This is a genomic window from Streptomyces sp. CA-135486, assembly GCF_050936555.1.
Taxonomy (GTDB): Bacteria; Actinomycetota; Actinomycetes; order Streptomycetales; family Streptomycetaceae; genus Streptomyces.
Map to the genome: position 1 here is coordinate 2,291,911 of NZ_JBNJMM010000001.1, position 21,138 is coordinate 2,313,048.

Consider the following 21,138-nt stretch of genomic DNA (forward strand, 5'->3'; position numbering starts at 1 on the left):
GGACCCGGACGGCGGACTCACAGCTTGCCCCCGCGGCCGCCGCCCCGCGGCGCGGGCGCGATCAGCGTCGAGAGATACGGCAACGGGCCCTCGCCCAGCTCCGCGGCCGACCGGATCGACTCCTCGGGCAGCCCGAGCGCCGACCCCCACACCGCGCCCTCGGTCCGTCCTGTCTTCCGCAGCGCGGTCGCCACTTCGGCCGCCAGCCGCCCGAACTTGTACGCCACGACCGTGCCGGGACCCTCCAGGGCGTCCTTGAGCACGGCGGCCCCGGCGGTCACCGGAACCAGGGTCAGCGGCTCGGTGCCCTCGGTGAGCACCGCGCCGCTGCGGGCCGCCAGATCCTGCATCGCGGTGATACCGGGCACGGTCTCGACGGCCGTCCCCGGGACCACGTCGCCGATCGTCTGCGCGAGATAGGTGAACGTCGAGTACACATTGGGGTCGCCGATCGTGGCGAAGGCGACGGTCTCGTGGCTGCGCAGGAGTTCGGCGACGCGCTCACCGGCGGCGTCCCAGGCGGCCTCGCGACGGGCGCGGTCGGTGCGCTCGTTGAGCGCGAAGACGATCCGTACGACCTTCTCCTCACCCACGTAGTGCAGCACGGTCGCCTCCGCGCGCCCGCGCTCCAGCGTGTCCATCACCGGTACGACGACGACGTCGGCCTCCCGAAGCACGCGCACGCCCTTCACGGTCACCAACTCCGGGTCGCCGGGCCCCACTCCGACGCCGATCAGCCTGCTCATCGCGTACACCTCTCAACGAATCGGCGCGCCACACCGGGCTCGGCCGCCCAGTGCGTATGCAGATAGCTCGCGTGCACGCCCTGCTGTACGAACCCCTCGACGCGTCGCTCGGGCTTGTGCATGCCCCAGGCGGGGGCCGGGCCCGCGGCGGGCTCCACGACGGTCCGGTGGAACTCGTGCCCCCGCAGGCGTGTCCCGGCCGCGGCGAGGACGCTGTCGCTCACGGCGACGGCCTCGCGGTACCCGAGCGTGAGCCGCCCCGACATCCGTGCCTCGGCGTCCAGGACGGCGCACATGGGCTGCCCGTCGAGGGAACGGGCGAGATACAGCAGCCCGGCACACTCGGCGGCGACGGGCGCGCCGCTGTGCGCGAGCTCGGCGACGGCCTTGCGGAGCGGCTCGTTGGCGGAGAGCTCGGTGGCGTACATCTCCGGGAACCCGCCGCCGATGACCAGCCCCGCGGCGCCGTCGGGGAGTTGCTCGTCCCGGAGCGGGTCGAAGGGGACGACGTGGGCGCCGGAGGCGGTGAGGAGTTCGGTGTGCTCGGCGTAGGAGAAGGTGAACGCGGGGCCGCCGGCGACGGCGACGAGGGGTGGCGGCCCGTTCCCCGAACCGGGGGCCCGGGAAGCGGCGGGGTGGGGAACAGAGCCGCAGGCCGCTCCCGGATCCCACGCACCCCCGTCCAACCGCGGAGCCGACCGCGCCAGCGCCAGCAACGCCTCCAGGTCGCACCCGAGGCGCACCACCTCCGCCATCGCCGCCACCGCGGCCACCGCGTCCGACCGCCGCTCGGCGACCGGCACCAGACCCAGGTGCCGCGACGGCGACGAAACCTCAGCCACCCGCCGCAGCACCCCCAGCACCGGTACTCCCGACTCCTCCAGCGCCTCCCGCAGCAGCTCCTCGTGCCGGTCGGACCCCACCTTGTTCAGGATCACGCCCCCGATCCGCACCTCCGGATCCCACGACGCGAAGCCGTGCACCAGCGCCGCCACCGAACGCGACTGCGACGACGCGTCCACCACCAGCACCACCGGCGCCCGCAGCAGCTTCGCCACCTGTGCCGTGGAGGCCAGTTCACCCGCGCCGGCCGCGCCGTCGTACAGGCCCATCACGCCCTCGACCACGGCCACGTCGCATCCCGCCGCGCCGTGCGCGAACAGCGGCGCCACCAGCTCCGTACCGCACAGGAACGCGTCCAGGTTCCGCCCCGGACGCCCCGTCGCGAGCGAGTGGTAGCCCGGGTCGATGTAGTCGGGGCCGACCTTGTGCGGGGACACGGCGAGGCCCGCCGCGACGAAGGCCGCCATCAGGCCCGTCGCGACGGTGGTCTTGCCGCTGCCGGACGACGGCGCGGCGATGACGAGACGTGCTACCACTCGATGCCTCGCTGCCCCTTCTGACCGGCGTCCATCGGGTGCTTCACCTTCGACATGTCGGTCACCAGATCGGCGAAGTCGACCAGCTCGGCGGGTGCGTTGCGGCCGGTGATCACCACGTGCTGGTGGCCGGGGCGGTCGCGCAGCACCTGGATCACCTCGTTGGTGTCGACCCAGCCCCAGTGCATCGGGTACGCGAACTCGTCCAGCACATAGAGCTTGTACGACTGAGCGGCCAGATCGCGTTTGACCTGCTCCCAGCCCTCGCGCGCCTTTTCCTCGTTGGACAGCTCGCCGTCCGCGGGGGCCCGCTGGATCCAGGACCAGCCCTCACCCATCTTGTGCCAGTCGACACTCCCGCCCTCACCGGAAGCCCCCAGTACCTTGAGCGCGTTCTCCTCGCCGACCTTCCACTTCGCGGACTTGACGAACTGGAACACCCCGATCGGCCAGCCCTGGTTCCAGGCACGCAGCGCCATCCCGAAGGCGGCTGTCGACTTGCCCTTGCCGACGCCCGTATGGACCATCACCAGCGGCCGGTTGCGGCGCTGGCGGGTGGTGAGCCCGTCCTCGGGTACGACGGACGGTTGTCCCTGCGGCATTACGCGGCCCTCCTGGTCGCTTGTACATCCCTGACGAGCCCGGCGATGCTGTCGGCGCGCAGCTCGTCCAGGGTGACGGCGGTGCCGCCGAGATCACGGGCGAGGTCACCGGCGAGCCCGAGCCGCACCGGCCCCGACTCGCAGTCCACGACGACGGAGGCCGTGCCCTCGGCGGCGTGCAGCCGCGCGGCCCGTGAGCCGAGCGCGACCGGGTCGACTCCGCCCGTCGCGCGCCCGTCCGTCACCACGACCAGCAGCGGGCGGCGCGACGGATCACGCATACGCTCCACCCGCAGCACGTCGTGCGCCCGCAGCAGTCCCGCCCCCAGCGGTGTACGGCCGCCCGTCGGCAGTGTCTCGAGACGGGCTGCGGCGGCGTCCACCGAAGAAGTCGGCGGCAGCGCAAGCTCCGCGTCCTTGCCGCGGAAGGTGACAAGACCGACCTTGTCGCGCCGCTGGTAGGCGTCGAGGAGCAGCGAGAGTACGGCACCTTTGACCGCGCTCATCCGCTGCCTGGCCGCCATCGAGCCCGAAGCGTCGACCACGAACAGCACGAGATTGCCCTCGCGCCCCTCCCGGGTCGCCTGCCGCAGATCGTCACGCCGCACCACCAGACCGCGCCCGCTGCGCCCGCGCGCCCGCTGGTGCGGGGCCGCGGCCAGTACGGTCGCCGCCAAGTGCAGCTTGGTCAGCGCCCCCTGGGGCCTGCGCGCACCCGTCGTCCGCCCGTGCTCGGTCCGCGCCCGTGACCGGCGCCCCGCCGCGCCCTCACCGAGACCGGGCACGCTCAGCACTTTCGTGCGGAACGGCTCACCGGCCCGTACGGGCTGCTGCTCACCGCCGCCGGAGGGCTGCGGCCGCCCGCCCTCGGCCTCCTGTGGCTCGGCCGGAGTGTCGGCCTGACCCGTGTCGCCGGGCGGCGGTGTGTCCGGACCGTCCTGCGGAGGCTGCCCACCGCCACCGCCGGGCCCGTCCGGACCGGGATCCGGATCGTCGTCGCCGAACTCCTCCAGCGTCTCGTCGAGCTTGTCCTCGTCCAGGCCCGGCGCGTCGAAGGGATTACGTCGCCGCCGGTGCGGGAGTGCCAGCAGAGCGGCCTGCCGCACATCCTCCGCGAGCACGTCGCTGCGCCCCGCCCATGCGGCCAGCGCCGTCGCCGTCCGCGCCATCACGATGTCCGCGCGCATACCGTCCACCTCGAAGGCCGCGCAGGTCGCGGCGATCTGCCTGAGCGCGCCGTCGCCAAGCCGTACGTCGGGCAGCAGCGCCCGCGCCGCCACGATCCGCGCCCGCAGCGCGGTCTCGTCGTCCGACCAGCGACCGGCGAAACCACCGGGATCGTCGTCGTACGCGAGCCGGCGCCGCACCACCTCGACCCGCTGATCGGGCTCGCGCGAGGCCGCGACCTCGACGGTGAGCCCGAAGCGGTCCAGCAACTGGGGACGCAGCTCGCCCTCTTCGGGGTTCATGGTCCCGACGAGCAGAAATCGCGCGGCATGGCGCACCGACACACCCTCACGCTCCACATATGACGCGCCCATCGCGGCCGCGTCCAGGAGCAGATCCACCAAGTGGTCGTGGAGGAGGTTGACTTCGTCGACGTAGAGGATTCCGCGGTGGGCGTCGGCGAGCAGCCCCGGCTCGAAGGCCTTCACGCCCTCGGCCAGCGCCCGCTCGATGTCGAGCGCGCCGACGAGCCGGTCCTCGGAGGCGCCGACGGGCAGCTCGACCATCCGCGCGGGCCGCGCCACACCGCCGCCGAGCTCGTGCGGACCGTCGGGACACGCCGGGTCCGGCGCCGCGGGGTCGCACGAGAACCGGCACCCGGAGACGACCGGAACCTCCGGGATCAACGCGGAAAGCGCACGTACGGCGGTGGACTTGGCGGTCCCCTTCTCGCCGCGTACGAGCACACCGCCGACCCGCGGGCTGACCGCGTTGAGCAGCAGCGCCAGCCGCAGATCCTCCTGCCCGACGATCGCGGTGAACGGGTAGGGGGTGCTCATGCGGACTCCTCGATCGTAGAACCAGCCCCGTGGGGGTCCCCCCGGACGAAGTCCGGGGGAGTTTGCGGCGCTGGGTTCCGGGGGCTGAGCCCCCAGCAAGAAAAGACCTTCACGCGTCCCCCTCCAGGTCGCCCTCGAGCTCAAGGTAGGTCGCCCGGAGCCGCTCCAGCGTCTGCGCGTCCGGCTCCGCCCACAGCCCGCGATCGGCCGCTTCCAGCAGGCGTTCCGAAATACCCCGCAGCGCCCATGGATTGGACTTCTGCATGAACTCGCGGTTCTCGGGGTCGAAGACATACTCAGCGCTCAGCTTCTCGTACATCCAGTCGTCCACGACGCCCGCCGTCGCGTCGTAGCCGAACAGGTAGTCCACCGTCGCGGCCATCTCGAACGCACCCTTGTAGCCGTGCCTCCGCATCGCCGCCATCCAGCGCGGATTGACCACCCGCGCCCGGAAGACCCGATGCGTCTCCTCGCCCAGCGTGCGCGTCCTGACCTGGTCCGGAACAGCGGAGTCACCCACATACGCCTCGGGCGACTCACCCGTCAGATGCCGCACCATGGCGACCATCCCGCCGTGGTACTGGAAGTAGTCGTCCGCGTCGACGAGATCGTGCTCCCGCGTGTCGACGTTCTTCGCGGCGACCGCGATCCGCCGGAACGCCGTCTCCATGTCCCCGCGAGCCGCACGACCGTCGAGACCGCGCCCGTACGCATAGCCGCCCCACACCGCGTACACCTCCGCGAGGTCCGCGTCGGAGCGCCAGTTCCGCGCGTCGATCAGCGGCAGCAGACCGGCTCCGTACGCCCCCGGCTTCGAGCCGAAGATCCGCGCCGTGGCCCGCCGCCGGTCGCCGTGCTGTGCCGTGTCCTCGTCCGCGTGCGCGCGCACATAGTTGGCCTCGGCGGGCTCGTCGAGCTCGGCCACCGCCCGTACGGCGTCGTCGAGCAGGCCCACCACATGCGGGAAGGCGTCCCGGAAGAAGCCGGAGATGCGGACCGTGACGTCGATGCGCGGCCGCCCCAGCTCCTGTGCCGGCACGATCTCGAAGCCCGTCACGCGGCGGGACGCGTCGTCCCAGACCGGGCGGCAGCCGAGCAGCGCCAGGATCTCGGCGATGTCGTCGCCCTGGGTGCGCATCGCGGAGGTGCCCCACACCGTCAGACCCACGGACTTCGGATACGCGCCCGTGTCCGCCAGATACCGCGCCACCAGCGAGTCGGCGAGCGCCTGGCCGACCTCCCACGACAGCCGGGAGGGGATGGCCTTCGGGTCGACGGAGTAGAAGTTGCGCCCGGTCGGCAGAACGTTGACCAGGCCGCGGGTCGGCGAGCCCGAAGGGCCGGCCGGGACGTAGCCGCCGTCCAGTGCCCGCAGGATGTTGCCGATCTCGTCGGTCGTACGGGCCAGCCGCGGCACCACCTCGCGGCAGGCGAACTCCAGCACCGCGACGGCGTCGGGGAGTTCGCTGCCCACGACCTCACGTACGAGGGAAGGCACCGCGGCCGCGTCCCAGTCGCGCTCCTCCATGCCCAGGGCGAGCCGCCGGCACAGCTGCTCGAGCAGATCGATCGCATCGGCGGCGGTCCGGGCCGGACCCTCGACCAGCGCGGTCAGCTCGGTCGGCACCTTCGCCGCGGCGCCCGGCTCGCCCAGCAGGTCCTTCTCCGTAAGACCGAAGTACTCGGCGAGCGAGGCCCTGAGCCCCGGCAGCGCATGGGCCTGGCCGCCCCACACCTGCGAGGCGCGCAGCACGGCGAGCACGAGATTGACCCGCGCCTCCGCCTGCGGACCGCCGCCGAGGATGTGCAGACCGTCCCTGATCTGGACGTCCTTGATCTCGCAGAGATAGCCGTCGATGTGCATCACGAACTCGTCGAAGTCGCCGTCGTCCGGCTGTTCGTCGACATGCAGATCGTGATGGAGCTCCGCGGCCTTCACGAGCGTCCAGATCTGCGCCCGTACGGCCGGGGCCTTCCCCGGGTCGAGATCGCTGACCAGCGCGTACTCGTCGAGCAGCTGCTCCAGCTTGGCCAGATCGCCGTAGGTGTCCGCGCGCGCCATCGGCGGCACCAGATGGTCCACGATCGTGGCGTGGCCGCGGCGCTTGGCCTGGGTGCCCTCGCCCGGGTCGTTGACGATGAACGGGTAGATCAAAGGCAGTTCGCCGAGCACCGCGTCCGGTCCGCAGCCCGCCGACAGGCCAAGGCCCTTGCCCGGCAGCCACTCCATGGTGCCGTGCTTGCCCATGTGGACGATCGCGTCCGCGCCGAAGCCGCCCTCCGATGCCGCGGTCTCCAGCCAGCGGTAGGCCGCCATGTAGTGGTGCGAGGGCGGCATGTCGGGGTCGTGGTAGATCGCGATCGGGTTCTCACCGAAGCCGCGCGGCGGCTGGATCATCACCACGACGTTCCCGAACCGGAGGGAAGCGAGCACGATGTCGTCGCCGTCGACATAGAGCGAGCCCGGGGGCTCGCCCCAGTGCTCCAGCATTCCCTCGCGCAGCTGCGGGTCCAGCGTGTCGAACCAGGCGCGGTAGTCGGCGAGCGGCACGCGCGCGGGGGCGGCGGCCAGCTGCTCCTCCGTCAGCCACTCGACGTCGTGGCCACCGGCGCTGATGAGCCGGTGGATCAGTTCGTCGCCGCCTGCGGGGTGGCCGTCGACGCCGTATCCGGCATCGCGCAGGGCGTCCAGGACCCGTACCGCGGACGCGGGCGTGTCGAGGCCCACGGCGTTTCCGACCCGCGAATGCTTCGTCGGATAGGCCGTGAAGACCAGCGCGAGCCGCTTCCGAGCGTTCGGCTTGTGCTTCAACTCCGCGTGACGTACGGCGATTCCGGCGACGCGCCCGGCCCGCTCCGGGTCCGCGACATACACCGGTACGTCATCGGGACCCTGCTCCTTGAAGGAGAACGGGACCGTGATCAGCCGTCCGTCGAACTCCGGGATCGCGACCTGCATCGCCGCGTCCATGGGGGAGAGGGCCGCGTCCGATGCCTCCCACACGGCGCGCGAGGAGGTGAGGCAGAGCCCCTGCAGGACGGGCACGTTCAGTTCGGCGAGCGCCCCGATGTCCCATGCCTCGTCGTCCCCGCCGGCGCTCGCGTCGCTCGCGCGCGTGCCGCCCGCCGCCAGCACGGTGGCGATCAGCGCGTCGGCCCTGCCGAGCAGCTCGTACAGCCCGGCGTCGGCGCCGCGCAGCGAACCGCAGTACACGGGAAGGGCATTGGCCCCCCGCTCCTCGATCCGGTCGCACAGCACATCGATGAAGGCCGTGTTCCCGGACAGCTCGTGCGCCCGGTAGAAGAGAACGCCGACGGTCGGGCGGCCCTCCGTGAGCGGGCGCCTGCCATGGACGCCGTACTCGGGCATCTTCTGCGGCTCGGCGAAGCCCACCCCGGTGAGCAGCACGGTGTCCGACAGGAAGCGGGCCAGCTCGACGAGGTTCCCGGGACCGCCCTCGACGAGATACCGCAGGGCCTCCGCCACCACACCGGCGGGCACGGACGACTCGGCCATCAACTCGGCGTCCGGCACAGCCTCACCGCCGAGCAGCACCGTCGGAATCCGGGCCGCCTTGAGCGCGGCGAGCCCGTCCTCCCAGGCTCGCTTCCCGCCCAGCAGCCTGACGACGGCGATGTCACAGCCCTCGATGAGCGCGGGCAGTTCACCGGCGACGTCGACCCGGGTCGGGTTGCCGATCCGGTACGCCGCGCCGGAGGCGCGGGCCGCCAGCAGGTCGGTGTCGGCGGTGGACAACAACAGCACGGTGCTCATGGCGCTCCCGGTGGAAGGAAAGGCAGTTCCGGCGGAGCGCCCGACTCGATCAGCCGCAGCAGCGCGTCCGTGTCCGCGTGTTCTTCGATCAGGTCGCCCAGGCGGTCCAGCTGCTCCTCGCGCAGCGCGCCGAAGCTGGTGTCCGGGGCAGGTACGAAGCGCCGGCCGGCTGCCGCCGCCACCTCGCGCAGAAAGGCGCGCCTGAAGCCGTCGCTCTCCAGCGACCCGTGCCAGTGCGTGCCCCACACCGAGCCGACCCGGCAGCCGTCCAGGAAGGTCTCCCCGCCGAGCACTTCGGCGACCCCGTGATGGATCTCGTAGCCCTCGACCCGCTCGCCGAGCGCCTTGCCCACGGGCCGCGCGAGGGTCTTGTCCTTCGCGAACCGCACCCGTACGGGCAGCAGCCCGAGTCCGTCGACGGTGCCCGCCCGCGACTCGATCTCGTCGTCGATCCGCTCGCCCAGCGCCTGGAAGCCGCCGCAGATGCCGAGCACCGGCCGCCCCTCGGCGGCCCGCCGCAGCAGAGCGTCGGCAAGCCCCCGCTCGCGCAGCCAGGCAAGGGCCTTCACCGTGCCGCGGGTGCCCGGCACGATGACCAGGTCGGCGTCGACGAGCTCCTCTGCCCGGTCCACGAAGCGCACGACGACGCCCGGTTCGGCGGCCAGCGCGTCCACGTCCGTGAAGTTGGACATCAGCGGCACCGCGCACACGGCGACCCGCAGCACGTCCTCGCCGACCGGCGGCGCGACGGCCGACTCCCGTACCGCACCGCGCAGTGAGACCCTCAGCCCGTCCTCCTCGTCGATGCCGAGGCCGTGGGCGAAGGGCAGCACGCCGTATGTGTGCCGCCCGGTCAGCCCGTGCAGCATCTCAAGGCCCGGCTCGAGCAGTGTCACGTCGCCCCGGAACTTATTGACCAGATATCCCGCGATCAGCTCCTGGTCCGCCGCGCTGAGCAGCGCTGTCGTACCGAAGAAGGACGCGAAGACACCGCCGCGGTCGATGTCCCCGACCACGAGCACCGGCAGCCGCGCGGCCCGTGCGATGCCCATGTTCACGATGTCCGTACGCCGCAGATTGATCTCGGCCGGACTGCCCGCCCCCTCGCAGATCACGGCGTCATACGTGCCCCGCAGTTCCTCCAGGCACTCCAGAACGGTCGAAAGCAGGGCTTCCTGCCGCCCCCCGTGGTAGCCGCGTGCGCTGAGCTCTCCGACGGGTCTGCCCATCAGCACGACCTGGCTGGACCGGTCGCTGCCGGGCTTGAGCAGCACGGGGTTCATCAGCGCGCTGGGCTCCACGCGGGCGGCCTGCGCCTGCATGGCCTGGGCACGTCCGATCTCGGCGCCCTCGCGCGTCACGAAGGAGTTGAGGGACATGTTCTGCCCTTTGAAGGGCGCGACCTTCACTCCCTGCCGTACGAGCCATCGGCAGATCCCGGCGGTGACGACGCTCTTGCCGGCGTCGGAGGTGGTGCCCGCGACGAGCAGCCCGCCGCCGGTGCGGCCGGTACCGGTCATGTCCGCCCCTTTCCCGCGCGCCGCGCGCGCAGTACCTGCCCCGTCACGCGGCCCGCCGCGCAGGCCGCCAGTGTCAGCCAGCCGATACGGCGCGAAAGCCGTACGGCACGCTCGACGTCACCGAACTCCACCGGGCGACCGTTGCCGTTCAGTACGGGCCGGTGCTCGACCCGGCCGCCGTACGAGAGCGTCCCGCCCAGCCGTACGCCCAGAGCGCCCGCGAACGAGGCTTCCACGGGCCCCGCATTGGGGCTCGGATGTTTCTTCGCGTCGGCGCGCCACGCCCGTACGGCTCCCCTCGCATCCGGGCCGGTGAGTACCGCGAGTCCCGCGGTGAGGCGGGCCCCCGGCCACCCGGCCACATCGTCGAGGCGTGCCGAAGCCCAGCCGAATCGCCGGTACTTGGCCGATTTGTGCCCCACCATCGCGTCGAGGGTGTTCACCGCGCGGAACGCGACGAGTCCCGGCACACCGGCCAGCGCCCCCCAGACCAGCGCGCCCACCACCGCGTCGGAGGTGTTCTCGGCGACGGACTCGACGACGGCACGCGCGATCTGCTGCTCGTCCAGGGCCTGCGGGTCGCGCCCGCACAGATGGGGCAGCCGCTCCCGGGCCGCCTCGATGTCCCCGGCCGCGAGCGCGCCGCCGATGGCCCGCGCCTCGCGGCCCAGCGAAGTGCCGCCGACCACCGCCCAGGTGGCGGCGGCGGTCAGCGCGAGGGATGCGGCGGGGCGGCTGCGTACCCCGCGTGCGAGGAACCCGGCGGCCGCGGCAGCGCCTCCGGCGCACACGGTGGTGTGCAGCGCGCCCCAGCCGCGGTGGTCACGCCACAACAGACGCTCGACGGCGCCCGCGGCGCGGCCGAACGCGGCGACCGGATGCCCCCGGCGAGGATCGCCGAGCAGCAGGTCGCCGACGAGGCCGGCGGTGGCGCCGTATACGAATTGCCGGTCGGCACGCATGGGTTCAGGCCGGCGCTTCGCCTGGAAGAACCCTCGTACTCACAGCAGGAGATGAACCGCACCCGGGCATGGCGATATGTCCTCACTCAGGGTGTCCGCGCCCTGGTTCGACGAGACCGGCGGCGAGAGTTCCTGGCTTCCGGGTGACTGCTCCCGGTGACAGTGGCGGGACCGCGCCGGATTCGCACCGGCTTCCTCTGCTGCCGCCGTAGTTGGCTCCGGCAGTCCACCACGGCCCTGCGAGGGCCGTCAACTCACCCTTGACCTGCGACGGGACAGTGTGCGAAGGCCCACACCGACACCATGTGCGGACCGTCGGAAAACGCAGTGAGGGCGGGACATCCGTCCCGCCCTCACCGCATCTGCCCTGGCTGTGCTCAGGTGATGATCAGATAGATCCCGTACGACACGGCCGCCGCGCACAGCGCGAAGCACGCATACGCCGCCGTGCGGGCCAGGACCGCGGAGCCACCCTGCGCCGCCGCAGACTCCTGCTTGGTCAGGCCCACGACGCCCAGGGTGAACAGGCCCACCAGGGCGACGGTGGCCACGAGGCTCACGCCGAAGACGGAGCCGAGAGCTGCCCAGTCGATTTTCATACTGATCTGTCCTTACACCGCGGCCGGGCGGGTCGCCGGCTCGGAGCCCGCGGCGGGCGCCGGAGCCTGGATGGTCGTCTTGATGTCCTGCGCGGGGGTGCCGGCCGGCGGCGGGGTGACGGCCGCGATGGCGGCGGTCACCACGCCCGCGGGCTCGGCGTCGCCGTCCACGTCATTGACGTTGGTGTGGTCGATCACCTGGCGGCGGGAGACGAACCAGATCGCGACGCAGGCGCCGATCAGGAAGGCCGCGACCGCCGCGACACCCCAGTCGCCCTGCTTGGCCACGAACTCCGAACCGGCCGCGACCAGGGCCGCGGCCGGCAGGGTCAGACCCCACGCGACGAACATCCGGGTGGCGGTGGACCAGCGGACCACGCCGCCCTTGCGGCCCAGGCCCGCGCCCATCACGGCGCCGGAGCAGGAGTGCGTGGTGGACAGCGAGAAGCCGAGGTTGGAGGAGGCGAGGATGACGCTGGCCGCGCTGGTCTGGGCGGCGAAGCCCTGCTGCGGCTGGAGGTCGGTGAGGCCCTTGCCCAGGGTGCGGATGATCCGCCAGCCGCCGAGGTAGGTGCCCAGCGCAATCGCGCTGCCGGCCGAGACGATGACCCACAGCGGGGGGTTGGAGCCGGGGGAGAGCACACCGCCGGCGACGAGCGCCAGCGTGATGATGCCCATGGTCTTCTGCGCGTCGTTGGTGCCGTGGGCCAGCGAGACGAGGCCCGCCGAGGCGATGGAACCGGCGCGGTAGCCCTTCGCGGTGGCCTTGGCGTCGGCGTTCTGGCCGATCTTGTACGTCAGCCGGGAGGCGAGGAAGGCCGCGATGCCGGCCACCAGCGGGGCGGCGATTGCGGGGATCAGGACTTTGGTGACGACGGTGCCGCCGTTGACGCCGCTGACGCCGACCGAGGCGATGGTGGCGCCGACCAGTCCGCCCATCAGGGCGTGCGAGGAGCTGGACGGCAGGCCGATCAGCCAGGTCATCAGGTTCCAGAGGATGGCGCCGACGAGCGCCGCGAAGATCACCTCCGGTGAGATGCCTTCCTCGGTGACGATGCCGCTGGAGATTGTCTTGGCGACCTCGATGGACAGGAACGCGCCGACGAGGTTGAGCGCGGCGGACATGGCCACCGCGGTCTTGGGCTTCAGTGCGCCGGTCGAGATGGTGGTCGCCATCGCGTTGGCGGTGTCGTGGAAACCGTTCGTGAAATCGAACACGAGCGCTGTCACGATCACGATCGCGAGCAGCAAGGTGATGTGTTCCATTTACCCAGGCAATCGTTCGACGTCATTGGCCTGTTGAACGTAGGTAATCTGAGTGAACGGAAGATGAACTGAGACGGGCTTCGCGGTGTCCGCAAGTGAGGATTCTTCGCTCCGTCAGCCCTGTCGGGCCGGTATCAAAGGGCTGGTGCCGCGAATAGCTGGTTTTGTGGCGATACGCGTGATCTCCGTCACGGTCCGTCCAGGCCCTGGACCCCCGCCTGACAGGATCACCGCATGAGCGATGAGGTGCGGCAGGACGCGATCGAACGGGCATGGCTGGATCTCGTCGCCACGGCCCGCAGGACAGCGGCGGAAGGCCTGGTGGTGGGCACATCGGGCAATGTCTCGGTACGGGTCGGCAGACTCGTCCTGGTCACCCCGACCGGGGTCCCCTACGATCGGCTCACCCGCCAGGACGCCATCGCCGTCGATCTCGACGGCAACCAGCTCCTCGGCGACCTCGCGCCCACCAGCGAGCTGCCGCTGCATCTGGAGGTCTACCGCAACACCGGCGCCGGCGCCGTCGTCCACACCCACGCCGTGCATGCCACCGCCGTCTCCACCCTCGTCCCCGAGCTCCCACCCATCCACTACATGACCGCGGCACTCGGCGGCCCCGTCCGCGTCGCCCCGTACGCACTGTTCGGGACCGAGGAGCTCGCCGAGAACATGCTGCGCGCCCTGGCGGAGCGCACCGCCTGCCTTCTGCAGAACCACGGCACCGTCGCGTACGGCGACCGTCTCGACCAGGCCTACGACCGCACCGCCCAGCTGGAGTGGATGTGCCGTCTCTGGCTGACCGCGTCGGCGCTGCCCGGCCACGCGCCCAGCCTCCTCTCCGGCTCCCAGCTGAGCGAAGCCGCCGAGAAGCTCCGGAGCTACGGCCAGCCGGACTGACACCCGCGGCTGCCGTCCACTGGCAGCCCGGCGCGCGGATGCCGACACTGGACGGGTGCGCCCGGCAACAGCGACGGCAGTGGCCGTCACCACCCTGATCGGACTCGGCGCGACCGCGGTCGCAGCCGGCCGCTACGCCAGCGACGCCGCGCTCAAGCTGCCGCAAGGACGCCCACTGCCCGGCGACCCCGGGCTCACCGTGCACGCCACGGCCGCGGGCCAGGTCACCCTGACCCGCAGCCTCGCCGCACAGCGCCCCGGCAGATACGGACTCGACGGCGAGGGCATCCATGCCGTCGTCGGACCCGTGCTCGACGCGGTGCCGCACCCCGTCGACACCGTCGTACGCCGCCTGGAGCGGGTCAGTCTCGGCAGCCTGGAGCCGGGCAGCCGGGTGCGGCTCACCCCGCAGGTGCACACGGGCGATCCGTCGAGCGCGTTCGGTATCTATCACAGCGATGTGAACATACCGGGCGAACTGGGCGCACTGCCCGCCTGGTTCGTGCCCGGACACCGCGACACCTGGGTGATCGCCGTGCACGGCCTGGGCACCACACGGGAACACCCCCTGAATCTCCTGCCGTTCCTGCACACCCGTCACTTCCCGGTACTCGGCCTCGGCTACCGCGGAGACCCGGGCGCACCCAAGCCCGCCGACGGGCTCGGGCACCTCGGCGACTCCGAATGGCGCGACCTGGACGCCGCGATCCGCTTCGCCGTCCGCTTCGGCGCCGAAAAGGTCATCCTGCACGGCTGGTCCACCGGTGCCTCGATGGCTCTGCACGCCGCGGTCAACTCCGGGCTGCGCGACCGGATCAGCGGACTCGTCCTCGACTCACCGGTCCTCGACTGGGAAGCCACCCTGCGCGCTCTGGCCGCCGCCCGCCGGACCCCGGCGTTCCTGCTGCCGCTCGCCGTCAGGGCGGCCAAGGGCAGGACCGGCCTGCACGGTGACCGGCTGCAGGAAGCCGCCGACCACAAGGCGATGCGCGTGCCGACCCTCATCTTCCACGGCCCGGACGACACCCTCGCCCCCTGGCAGCCGTCCCGCGAACTGGCCGCCCGCCGACCAGACCTGGTCAGCCTCCACACCGTCAAGGACGCCCCGCACGCAGCCATGTGGAACGCCGACCCGGACCGCTACGAAGAAGCCCTCCGCCGCTTCCTCACCCCCTTGATGTAGCCCTGAGGCCTGTCTTGCGGATCTTGCCGGCCAGGTTCCGTTTGGGCTTTCGGGCCGTCAGCGGGAAGACTGCTCCCCGTGACGTCCCGAAAGCCTGATGAGCAATTGGCGCGCAACACCAGACTTCGTCTTGTCCGCCCGCGATCCCTGGCCACCGCACGGCGGGCCGTGACGACCCGGCGCACCCGGCCGGCCCCCCGGCCGCCCGAAGGCACCCCCGCCCCCTCCGAGCTGGCCCGCCAGGCGCGGACAGTGCTGGCCGACGCCGTACGGATCGCCCGCTGGGCCGCCGTCGAGAGGGACCCCAGCACCGCCCAGCTCACCGAACGGACCCAGGAACGGGCGGCCGCCGCACTGGAGTTGACCCCGCTCCAGGTGCGCGCGGGCTGGGACCGGGCCCGCCTCGCCGGCCTGGTCGAGCTGCACGGTGACACCGCCCGCCCCGGCTGGCGGCTGCGCGCCTGGGACCGCGACGACATGGCCGTACTGCGCGGCTGGGTGGCCCTCTTCGACGCCTGGTCGCTGGCCCACCCGGCGCCCGGCGACGTCGCGCCCACCGCGGTCGCCGAGGTCGTCGAGGCCGTCCCCCAGGTGCTCTCCCTGCTCCAGCTCTCGGCCGGCCCCGTGCTCGTGCCGGTCCTGCTCGACCTGCTCCAGCAGCGCGTCGCCGAACTGCGCGAGGAGCGCTGCGAAGTCCCCTACGGCCCGCAGCCGGACACCCAGCCCGGTGCCGACCCGGGTGCTGACGTACCCGTCTCGCTCCTCCTCGGCTGGGCGCTGCAGGGCCTGTCCTCCGTCGGCGCGCTGACCCTCGACAAGGGCCGCTCGGCCACCCTCACCCCCCTCGGCAACTGGGCGGTCTGGGTCAAGCTGGAGCAGATCTGCGTCGCCGCACAGAGCCCCGCAGGCAATATCGAGCAGTCCGCCGAGGACATGCTGCGCGGCTGCGCCCGCCTCACCCCCGGCCCGGCCCGTGCCGAGTACCGCGCCTGGCTCGCCGCCCGCACCGTCTCCAGCGCGGTCACCGAGCTGCTCGCCGTCGCCCGTGGCGAGGACGCCCTGCTGCGCGGACTCGCCTTCGAGGCGCTGCGCGTCGTCGGCGCCCCCGCCGAGGCCGAGGTCCGCGCCGCCGCCGACGAGCCCTCGCTGCGCCCCTACGTACTGCTGTGGCTCGCCGAGTACGAGGGCGCGGACCCCGAGGACGCGGCCGACGTCCTCACCCGTGAGGAAGCGACCTGGCTCTGGGTGGACACCGCGGCGGCCGTCGCCGACCACGGGGAGCCGCAGCTGCTGCTGCGGCACCTCGACTCCGCGGTCCAGGGCACGGTCCCGGCCCTCCTCGAAGCGGTACGCACCGGCGGCCACCCCCGTACCGTGCAGGTTCTGGTGGCCCTGGCGGCCGCGCACCCCGACCCCGCCCTCGCCAGGGCCGTACGCAGGGCGGCGTTCCAGGTGCACACCGGAGGCGTCTGATCCGGGCGCGGACTCGACGATCGGGCGGCGGAGACAGGCGTCAGACCTCCGCCGCCCCCGGCGAGTACGTGCCAAAGCTCCACACATTGCCCTCGATGTCGCGTGCCATGTAGTCACGCGCGCCGTAGTCCTGGTCCGTCGGCGGCATCACGATGTCCGCACCATGCTCCAGCGCACCGGCGTGATGGGCGTCGACGTCGTCGACATGGACGAACACGCCCGTCGGCCCGCCGTCCTTCATCAGCTTGTCGAACTCGCTTCCGGTGCCCTTGCTGCCGAGCATCACCATGCCGTTGCCGTACGTCAGCTCGGCGTGCACGACCGCGCCGGTCTCGTCCTCGTACACCGCGTGTTCGGTGAAGCCGAAGGCTTCCGTGAGCTGTTTGATCGCGGCCTTCGCGTCCGCGTACACCAGCGTCGGACAGATGCTCGGTGACTGCGACATCCCGATCACTCCTTCAGACTCGACGATGGAAATGTGATCTGCATCTCAGTGTGACAGTTGGCACTGACAGCGGGCGGAACGCGGCGCGCTGCGCCATGTCGCCGGTGCGCAGGCCGGTGCAGGACCACTCCCGGTCCACCGCCGGCGCTGCGCTCCCTCGGCAACGCCCTGCCCCGGGGCACCGATCGAGCCCGGGCCATCGCCGCGAAAGCTGGCGCAAAACCACTTGCAGGGCACCGGTAGACTCAGTCGTATGGCAATTCTCCTTGCGCATTAGGCGGCGTCGAAGCTCCCGCGCCCGTCCCTTCCGCCGTCCATACCGCCCTGGAGTCTTTCCGTGATCACCGCTTCCGGCATCGAGCTGCGCGCCGGCGCACGCATCCTCATCGAGTCAGCTTCCTTCCGTATCGCCAAAGGCGACCGCATCGGCCTGGTGGGCCGCAACGGCGCGGGCAAGACCACCCTCACCAAGTGCCTCGCGGGCGAAGGCATCCCCGCCGGCGGCACCATCTCCCGCTCCGGCGAGGTCGGCTACCTCCCGCAGGACCCGCGCACCGGCGACCTCGACGTTCTCGCCCGCAACCGGATCCTCTCCGCCCGTGACCTCGACTCCGTGCTGAAGAAGATGCGCGAGAACGAGGAGCGGATGGCGAACGGCAAGGGCGCCACCCGCGAGAAGGCGATGAAGAAGTACGAGCGCCTGGAGACGGAGTTCCTCACCAAGGGCGGGTACGCCGCCGAGGCCGAGGCCGCCACCATCGCCGCCGCGCTCGGCCTGCCCGACCGAGTGCTCGGCCAGCCCCTGCATACGCTCTCCGGCGGTCAGCGTCGGCGCGTCGAGCTCGCGCGCATCCTCTTCTCGGACGCCGACACCCTGCTGCTCGACGAGCCCACCAACCACCTCGACGCCGACTCGATCGTCTGGCTCCGTGAGTATCTGAAGTCCTACCGCGGCGGCTTCATCGTGATCTCCCACGATGTCGACCTCGTCGAGACGGTCGTCAACAAGGTCTTCTACCTGGACGCCAACCGCTCGCAGATCGATGTCTACAACATGGGCTGGAAGCTCTACCAGCAGCAGCGCGAGGCGGATGAGAAGCGCCGCAAGCGCGAGCGCCAGAATGCCGAGAAGAAGGCCGCGGCCCTCAATTCCCAGGCCGACAAGATGCGCGCCAAGGCCACCAAGACCGTGGCCGCGCAGAACATGGCCAAGCGCGCCGAGCGGCTGCTGTCCGGTCTTGAAGCGGTACGTGTCTCCGACAAGGTCGCCAAGCTGCGCTTCCCCGATCCCGCGCCCTGTGGCAAGACCCCGCTGACCGCGGAGAGCCTGTCCAAGTCGTACGGCTCCCTCGAAATCTTCACCGATGTGGACCTCGCCATCGACAAGGGCTCCCGGGTCGTCATCCTCGGCCTCAACGGCGCGGGCAAGACGACGCTGCTGCGGCTGCTCGCGGGCGTGGAGCAGCCGGACACCGGCGAGGTCACCCCGGGGCACGGCCTCAAGCTCGGCTACTACGCCCAGGAGCACGAGACGCTCGACCCGGACCGCACGGTCCTGGAGAACATGCGTTCCTCCGCGCCCGATCTCGACCTCGTCGAGGTGCGCAAGACGCTCGGCTCCTTCCTGTTCTCCGGCGACGACGTCGACAAGCCGGCCGGAGTCCTCTCCGGCGGCGAGAAGACCCGTCTGGCGCTGGCCACCCTGGTCGTCTCGTCGGCGAATGTCCTGCTGCTCGACGAGCCCACCAACAACCTCGACCCGGCCAGCCGCGAGGAGATCCTCGGCGCCCTGCGCACCTACAAGGGCGCGGTCATCCTCGTCACGCACGACGAGGGAGCGGTCGAGGCGCTCGAGCCCGAGCGCATCATCCTGCTGCCGGACGGCGTCGAGGACCTGTGGGGCGCGGACTACGCGGACCTGGTGGCGCTCGCCTGACCGGGCACGGGCCGGCCTCACCGGGCAGGATCCGGCGCTTCCGGGGTCCTCGTCCGGCTCTGATCCACTCCGTATGGATCATTCGGCCTACAGGTGATCCATCATCTGAGTGAGTGGGTCTCGTACCCGGCGTGGCGCCGAGCGGATCCGCTCGGTCCGGTCCCTCGCCGCGACCGTCTCCCGGGCGCGGCGCTGACCTGGCATTTCTGTCGGGAACCCGTTCGGACGTGCGAACACAGACGTGCGGAATGAGTGATTCCGGTCGTGTCGGCCGCGCGGCGCACGGCAAAGCTTGTCGCACGGACCTTGTCGAATGGGTGGCCAGGAAGCCCTCGAGGGGTGATCATGAGAAGTCCAGAGCGCACTTCCCATGAGGAGGCACGGGTGGCCGAGACTCTGAAGAAGGGCAGCCGGGTTACCGGCGCCGCGCGCGACAAGCTCGCGGCAGACCTGAAGAAGAAGTACGACTCCGGTGCGAGCATCCGGGCGCTGGCCGAAGAGACCGGCCGCTCCTATGGATTCGTACACCGGATGCTCAGCGAGTCCGGAGTCACGCTCCGGGGACGCGGCGGAGCGACGCGAGGCAAGAAGGCTACGGCCTGACCGCTTCGGCCTGAACATCGAGGCTCCTCCGGTCCACCGGTTCCTGCGGTGGCCACCCGGTCGGTCATGCGGTCGACCAGGTGGTTACTGTGCAGTCACTTAACTTCGTCCGTGTCGGCTTTGCCGATACGGACAGACTGCACCCGAACCGGAGGCGCCCCATGGCTTCGCTCGACTCTGTGCTCGACAAGGACGGCGTACGGCTCACCGTCGAGGACGCGGTTGCCACGGTCACGCTGACCAACCCGGACAAGCGCAACGCCCAATCTCCCGCTCTGTGGCGGGCGTTGGCGCAGGCGGGTCGGTCACTGCCGGGCAGTGTGCGGGTCGTGGTGCTGCGCGGCGAGGGCAAGTCCTTCTCCGCCGGCCTCGACCGGCAGGCGTTCACACCCGAGGGCTTCGACGGCGAGCCGTCCTTCCTCGACCTCGCACGCCGTTCCGACAAGGAGCTCGACGCGGTCATCGCCGAGTACCAGGAGGGGTTCACCTGGTGGCGCCGCAGTGACATCGTCACGATCGCGGCCGTCCACGGGCATGCGATCGGAGCAGGCTTCCAGCTCGCCCTCGCCTGCGACCTGCGGGTCGTCGCGCAGGACGTGCAGTTCGCCATGCGCGAGACCAGCCTCGGGCTCGTCCCCGACCTCACCGGCACGCACCCGCTGGCTTCGCTCGTCGGCTATGCCCGGGCGCTGGAGATCTGCGCGACGGGCCGCTTCGTCCACGCGGACGAGGCCGAGCGCACCGGCCTGGCCAACCTTGTCGTGCCCGGTGACGAACTCGACGGCGCGGTGCGGGACCTGGCCTCGGCGCTGCTCGCGGCGCCGCGGGACGCGGTGATCGAGACGAAGGCGCTGCTGCAGGGAGTGGCGGGTCGTTCGTACGAGGAGCAGCGCACGGCGGAGCGGGCGGCGCAGGCGCGCCGGCTGCGCGACCTCGCGGGTGTCGGCGACTGATCAGCTATCCACCGAGGTGATCAGCACAGCCACCGGGCGGCCGTCCGCGAGCGCCGCCGTCACGGCCTCGCGGACTGCCCGGACCACCTCCAGCGGACGGTGACCGCTCGCCGTCGCCACCTCGACGCGGACATGGTCCGGCGCCAGATGCACCGGCGTGCCCAGCGTGGCGGTCAGATGGGCCACGCCCGGCGCGCGGGACGCCGCCGTGCCGGCGAGGTCCGTCGGAGCGACGGCCCGTACCTCGGGTGGGTGAGCGGGAGCGCCGGGTTTCGGGGCCGTGTCCAGCAGCTCCGTCACTCGTAGATCCACCTGTGTGACGTCCAGATCCAGCAGCTGGGCCGCGGCCGCGAACAGCGCCGTACGCAGCGTGGACGCCGTGGCCGGGAGCGGCTCCTGTGCCACCACCCCGAAATCCGCCTCGATACGCAGCGGGCCCGGCGGCAGCGCGCTCGGTGGGGGCGGGACGGCGGGCGTCGCCGCCGCGCCGGGGTCCGCGAGCGCCAGCCTCAGCGGTCCTGCCGCCACGCCGGGCACCTGTGCCGCCACCCGACGGAGCACCGCCTGGGCAGCCCGTTCGGCCAGCCAGGCCCCGTCCGCCGCGCCGCCCAGCGGAAGCAGCCTTCCTAGTCCGAGCCGTCGCCGCACCGCATCAGCCGTGGTCATTGCTCCAGCCTGCCGCATCCCCGGCGCGAGAGCGGGCAAGCGCACTTAGTGTGGGCAACGGAGTGGATCCCGTCCGGAGGAGTGGACCGACCCCGACCCGGATTCGACAGGGAAAGGACACACTGCG

The 21,138-nt window shown here is 71.7% G+C and carries 17 protein-coding genes and 1 riboswitch; of the genes, 6 read left to right on the forward strand and 11 right to left on the reverse strand.

Annotated elements, in window-relative coordinates; translation table 11 throughout:
* Positions 1-17: 17 nt before the first annotated feature.
* The 9 genes from cobI to ACQEVG_RS10430 all read right to left on the reverse strand — a co-directional run bounded on the left by cobI (position 18) and on the right by ACQEVG_RS10430 (position 12,855).
* Positions 18-746, reverse strand: coding sequence for a precorrin-2 C(20)-methyltransferase (gene cobI, locus ACQEVG_RS10390; protein WP_432980366.1), 729 nt, complete (start codon positions 744-746; stop codon positions 18-20).
* Positions 743-2,125, reverse strand: coding sequence for a cobyrinate a,c-diamide synthase (locus ACQEVG_RS10395; protein WP_432980369.1), 1,383 nt, complete (start codon positions 2,123-2,125; stop codon positions 743-745). The genes cobI and ACQEVG_RS10395 overlap by 4 nt, the downstream gene beginning before the upstream one ends.
* Positions 2,119-2,727, reverse strand: a complete 609-nt coding sequence (gene cobO / locus ACQEVG_RS10400; RefSeq protein WP_432980372.1) for a cob(I)yrinic acid a,c-diamide adenosyltransferase — start codon at positions 2,725-2,727, stop codon at positions 2,119-2,121. The genes ACQEVG_RS10395 and cobO overlap by 7 nt, the downstream gene beginning before the upstream one ends.
* Entirely contained in the window at positions 2,727-4,733 is a 2,007-nt protein-coding gene (locus ACQEVG_RS10405; protein ID WP_432980375.1) for a putative cobaltochelatase, read from the reverse strand. Before ACQEVG_RS10405 ends, cobO begins: the two co-directional genes overlap by 1 nt.
* Positions 4,734-4,842: 109 nt before the next feature.
* A complete protein-coding gene (gene cobN / locus ACQEVG_RS10410) occupies positions 4,843-8,508 on the reverse strand; it encodes a cobaltochelatase subunit CobN (protein WP_432980378.1) in 3,666 nt (1,221 codons plus the stop codon).
* Positions 8,505-10,028, reverse strand: coding sequence for a cobyric acid synthase (locus tag ACQEVG_RS10415; RefSeq protein WP_432980381.1), 1,524 nt, complete (start codon positions 10,026-10,028; stop codon positions 8,505-8,507). Before ACQEVG_RS10415 ends, cobN begins: the two co-directional genes overlap by 4 nt.
* Positions 10,025-10,990, reverse strand: coding sequence for a cobalamin biosynthesis protein (locus ACQEVG_RS10420; RefSeq protein WP_432980384.1), 966 nt, complete (start codon positions 10,988-10,990; stop codon positions 10,025-10,027). The genes ACQEVG_RS10415 and ACQEVG_RS10420 overlap by 4 nt, the downstream gene beginning before the upstream one ends.
* Before the next feature lie 107 nt (positions 10,991-11,097).
* Positions 11,098-11,236, reverse strand: a riboswitch (cobalamin riboswitch).
* Positions 11,237-11,367: 131 nt separating this feature from the next.
* The gene (locus ACQEVG_RS10425; protein WP_432980387.1) at positions 11,368-11,589 is read right to left on the reverse strand and encodes a hypothetical protein; all 222 of its coding nucleotides are present in this window, start codon (positions 11,587-11,589) and stop codon (positions 11,368-11,370) included.
* A 12-nt stretch (positions 11,590-11,601) separates the two neighbouring features.
* Positions 11,602-12,855, reverse strand: a complete 1,254-nt coding sequence (locus ACQEVG_RS10430; protein WP_432980390.1) for an anion permease — start codon at positions 12,853-12,855, stop codon at positions 11,602-11,604.
* 234 nt (positions 12,856-13,089) lie between these two features.
* Here ACQEVG_RS10430 and ACQEVG_RS10435 point away from each other — a divergent pair, with 234 nt between their 5' ends.
* The 3 genes from ACQEVG_RS10435 to ACQEVG_RS10445 all read left to right on the forward strand — a co-directional run bounded on the left by ACQEVG_RS10435 (position 13,090) and on the right by ACQEVG_RS10445 (position 16,408).
* Positions 13,090-13,752, forward strand: a complete 663-nt coding sequence (locus tag ACQEVG_RS10435; RefSeq protein ID WP_432980393.1) for a class II aldolase/adducin family protein — start codon at positions 13,090-13,092, stop codon at positions 13,750-13,752.
* A 55-nt stretch (positions 13,753-13,807) separates the two neighbouring features.
* Positions 13,808-14,935 carry an alpha/beta hydrolase gene (locus tag ACQEVG_RS10440; protein WP_432980396.1) on the forward strand — a complete coding sequence of 376 codons (1,128 nt, stop codon included), beginning with the start codon at positions 13,808-13,810 and terminating at the stop codon, positions 14,933-14,935.
* A 78-nt stretch (positions 14,936-15,013) separates the two neighbouring features.
* The gene (locus ACQEVG_RS10445) at positions 15,014-16,408 is read left to right on the forward strand and encodes a hypothetical protein (RefSeq protein ID WP_432980399.1); all 1,395 of its coding nucleotides are present in this window, start codon (positions 15,014-15,016) and stop codon (positions 16,406-16,408) included.
* 40 nt (positions 16,409-16,448) lie between these two features.
* On the opposite strand, the gene ACQEVG_RS10450 is transcribed toward ACQEVG_RS10445, so the two are convergent.
* On the reverse strand, positions 16,449-16,853 hold the full coding sequence (locus ACQEVG_RS10450) for a VOC family protein (protein ID WP_432980402.1): 405 nt from the start codon (positions 16,851-16,853) through the stop codon (positions 16,449-16,451).
* Between the two features lie 337 nt (positions 16,854-17,190).
* On the opposite strand from ACQEVG_RS10450, the gene abc-f reads away from it, so the two are divergent.
* The 3 genes from abc-f (at position 17,191) to ACQEVG_RS10465 (ending at position 20,345) form a co-directional block, all read left to right on the forward strand.
* Positions 17,191-18,789 (forward strand): ribosomal protection-like ABC-F family protein, encoded by a 1,599-nt coding sequence (gene abc-f / locus ACQEVG_RS10455; protein WP_432980405.1) that lies wholly within the window; start codon positions 17,191-17,193, stop codon positions 18,787-18,789.
* A 384-nt stretch (positions 18,790-19,173) separates the two neighbouring features.
* Entirely contained in the window at positions 19,174-19,392 is a 219-nt protein-coding gene (locus ACQEVG_RS10460) for a helix-turn-helix domain-containing protein (protein WP_185035675.1), read from the forward strand.
* Positions 19,393-19,553: 161 nt separating this feature from the next.
* Positions 19,554-20,345: an enoyl-CoA hydratase/isomerase family protein gene (locus ACQEVG_RS10465; protein ID WP_432980409.1), complete on the forward strand. Its 792-nt coding sequence runs from the start codon at positions 19,554-19,556 to the stop codon at positions 20,343-20,345.
* On the opposite strand, the gene ACQEVG_RS10470 is transcribed toward ACQEVG_RS10465, so the two are convergent.
* Positions 20,346-21,011: a hypothetical protein gene (locus ACQEVG_RS10470; protein WP_432980412.1), complete on the reverse strand. Its 666-nt coding sequence runs from the start codon at positions 21,009-21,011 to the stop codon at positions 20,346-20,348.
* Positions 21,012-21,138 lie beyond the last annotated feature (127 nt).

Excerpts from the sequence above, each read along its gene's own strand:
- ACQEVG_RS10465 (WP_432980409.1), top strand. The coding sequence starts at position 19,554 with ATGGCTTCGCTCGACTCTGTGCTCGACAAGGACGGCGTACGGCTCACC.
- ACQEVG_RS10425 (WP_432980387.1), bottom strand. The coding sequence starts at position 11,589 with ATGAAAATCGACTGGGCAGCTCTCGGCTCCGTCTTCGGCGTGAGCCTC.
- ACQEVG_RS10430 (WP_432980390.1), bottom strand. The coding sequence starts at position 12,855 with ATGGAACACATCACCTTGCTGCTCGCGATCGTGATCGTGACAGCGCTC.
- ACQEVG_RS10470 (WP_432980412.1), bottom strand. The coding sequence starts at position 21,011 with ATGACCACGGCTGATGCGGTGCGGCGACGGCTCGGACTAGGAAGGCTG.
- ACQEVG_RS10450 (WP_432980402.1), bottom strand. The coding sequence starts at position 16,853 with ATGTCGCAGTCACCGAGCATCTGTCCGACGCTGGTGTACGCGGACGCG.
- ACQEVG_RS10405 (WP_432980375.1), bottom strand. The coding sequence starts at position 4,733 with ATGAGCACCCCCTACCCGTTCACCGCGATCGTCGGGCAGGAGGATCTG.
- cobO (WP_432980372.1), bottom strand. The coding sequence starts at position 2,727 with ATGCCGCAGGGACAACCGTCCGTCGTACCCGAGGACGGGCTCACCACC.
- ACQEVG_RS10420 (WP_432980384.1), bottom strand. The coding sequence starts at position 10,990 with ATGCGTGCCGACCGGCAATTCGTATACGGCGCCACCGCCGGCCTCGTC.
- ACQEVG_RS10415 (WP_432980381.1), bottom strand. The coding sequence starts at position 10,028 with ATGACCGGTACCGGCCGCACCGGCGGCGGGCTGCTCGTCGCGGGCACC.
- cobI (WP_432980366.1), bottom strand. The coding sequence starts at position 746 with ATGAGCAGGCTGATCGGCGTCGGAGTGGGGCCCGGCGACCCGGAGTTG.
- cobN (WP_432980378.1), bottom strand. The coding sequence starts at position 8,508 with ATGAGCACCGTGCTGTTGTTGTCCACCGCCGACACCGACCTGCTGGCG.
- ACQEVG_RS10435 (WP_432980393.1), top strand. The coding sequence starts at position 13,090 with ATGAGCGATGAGGTGCGGCAGGACGCGATCGAACGGGCATGGCTGGAT.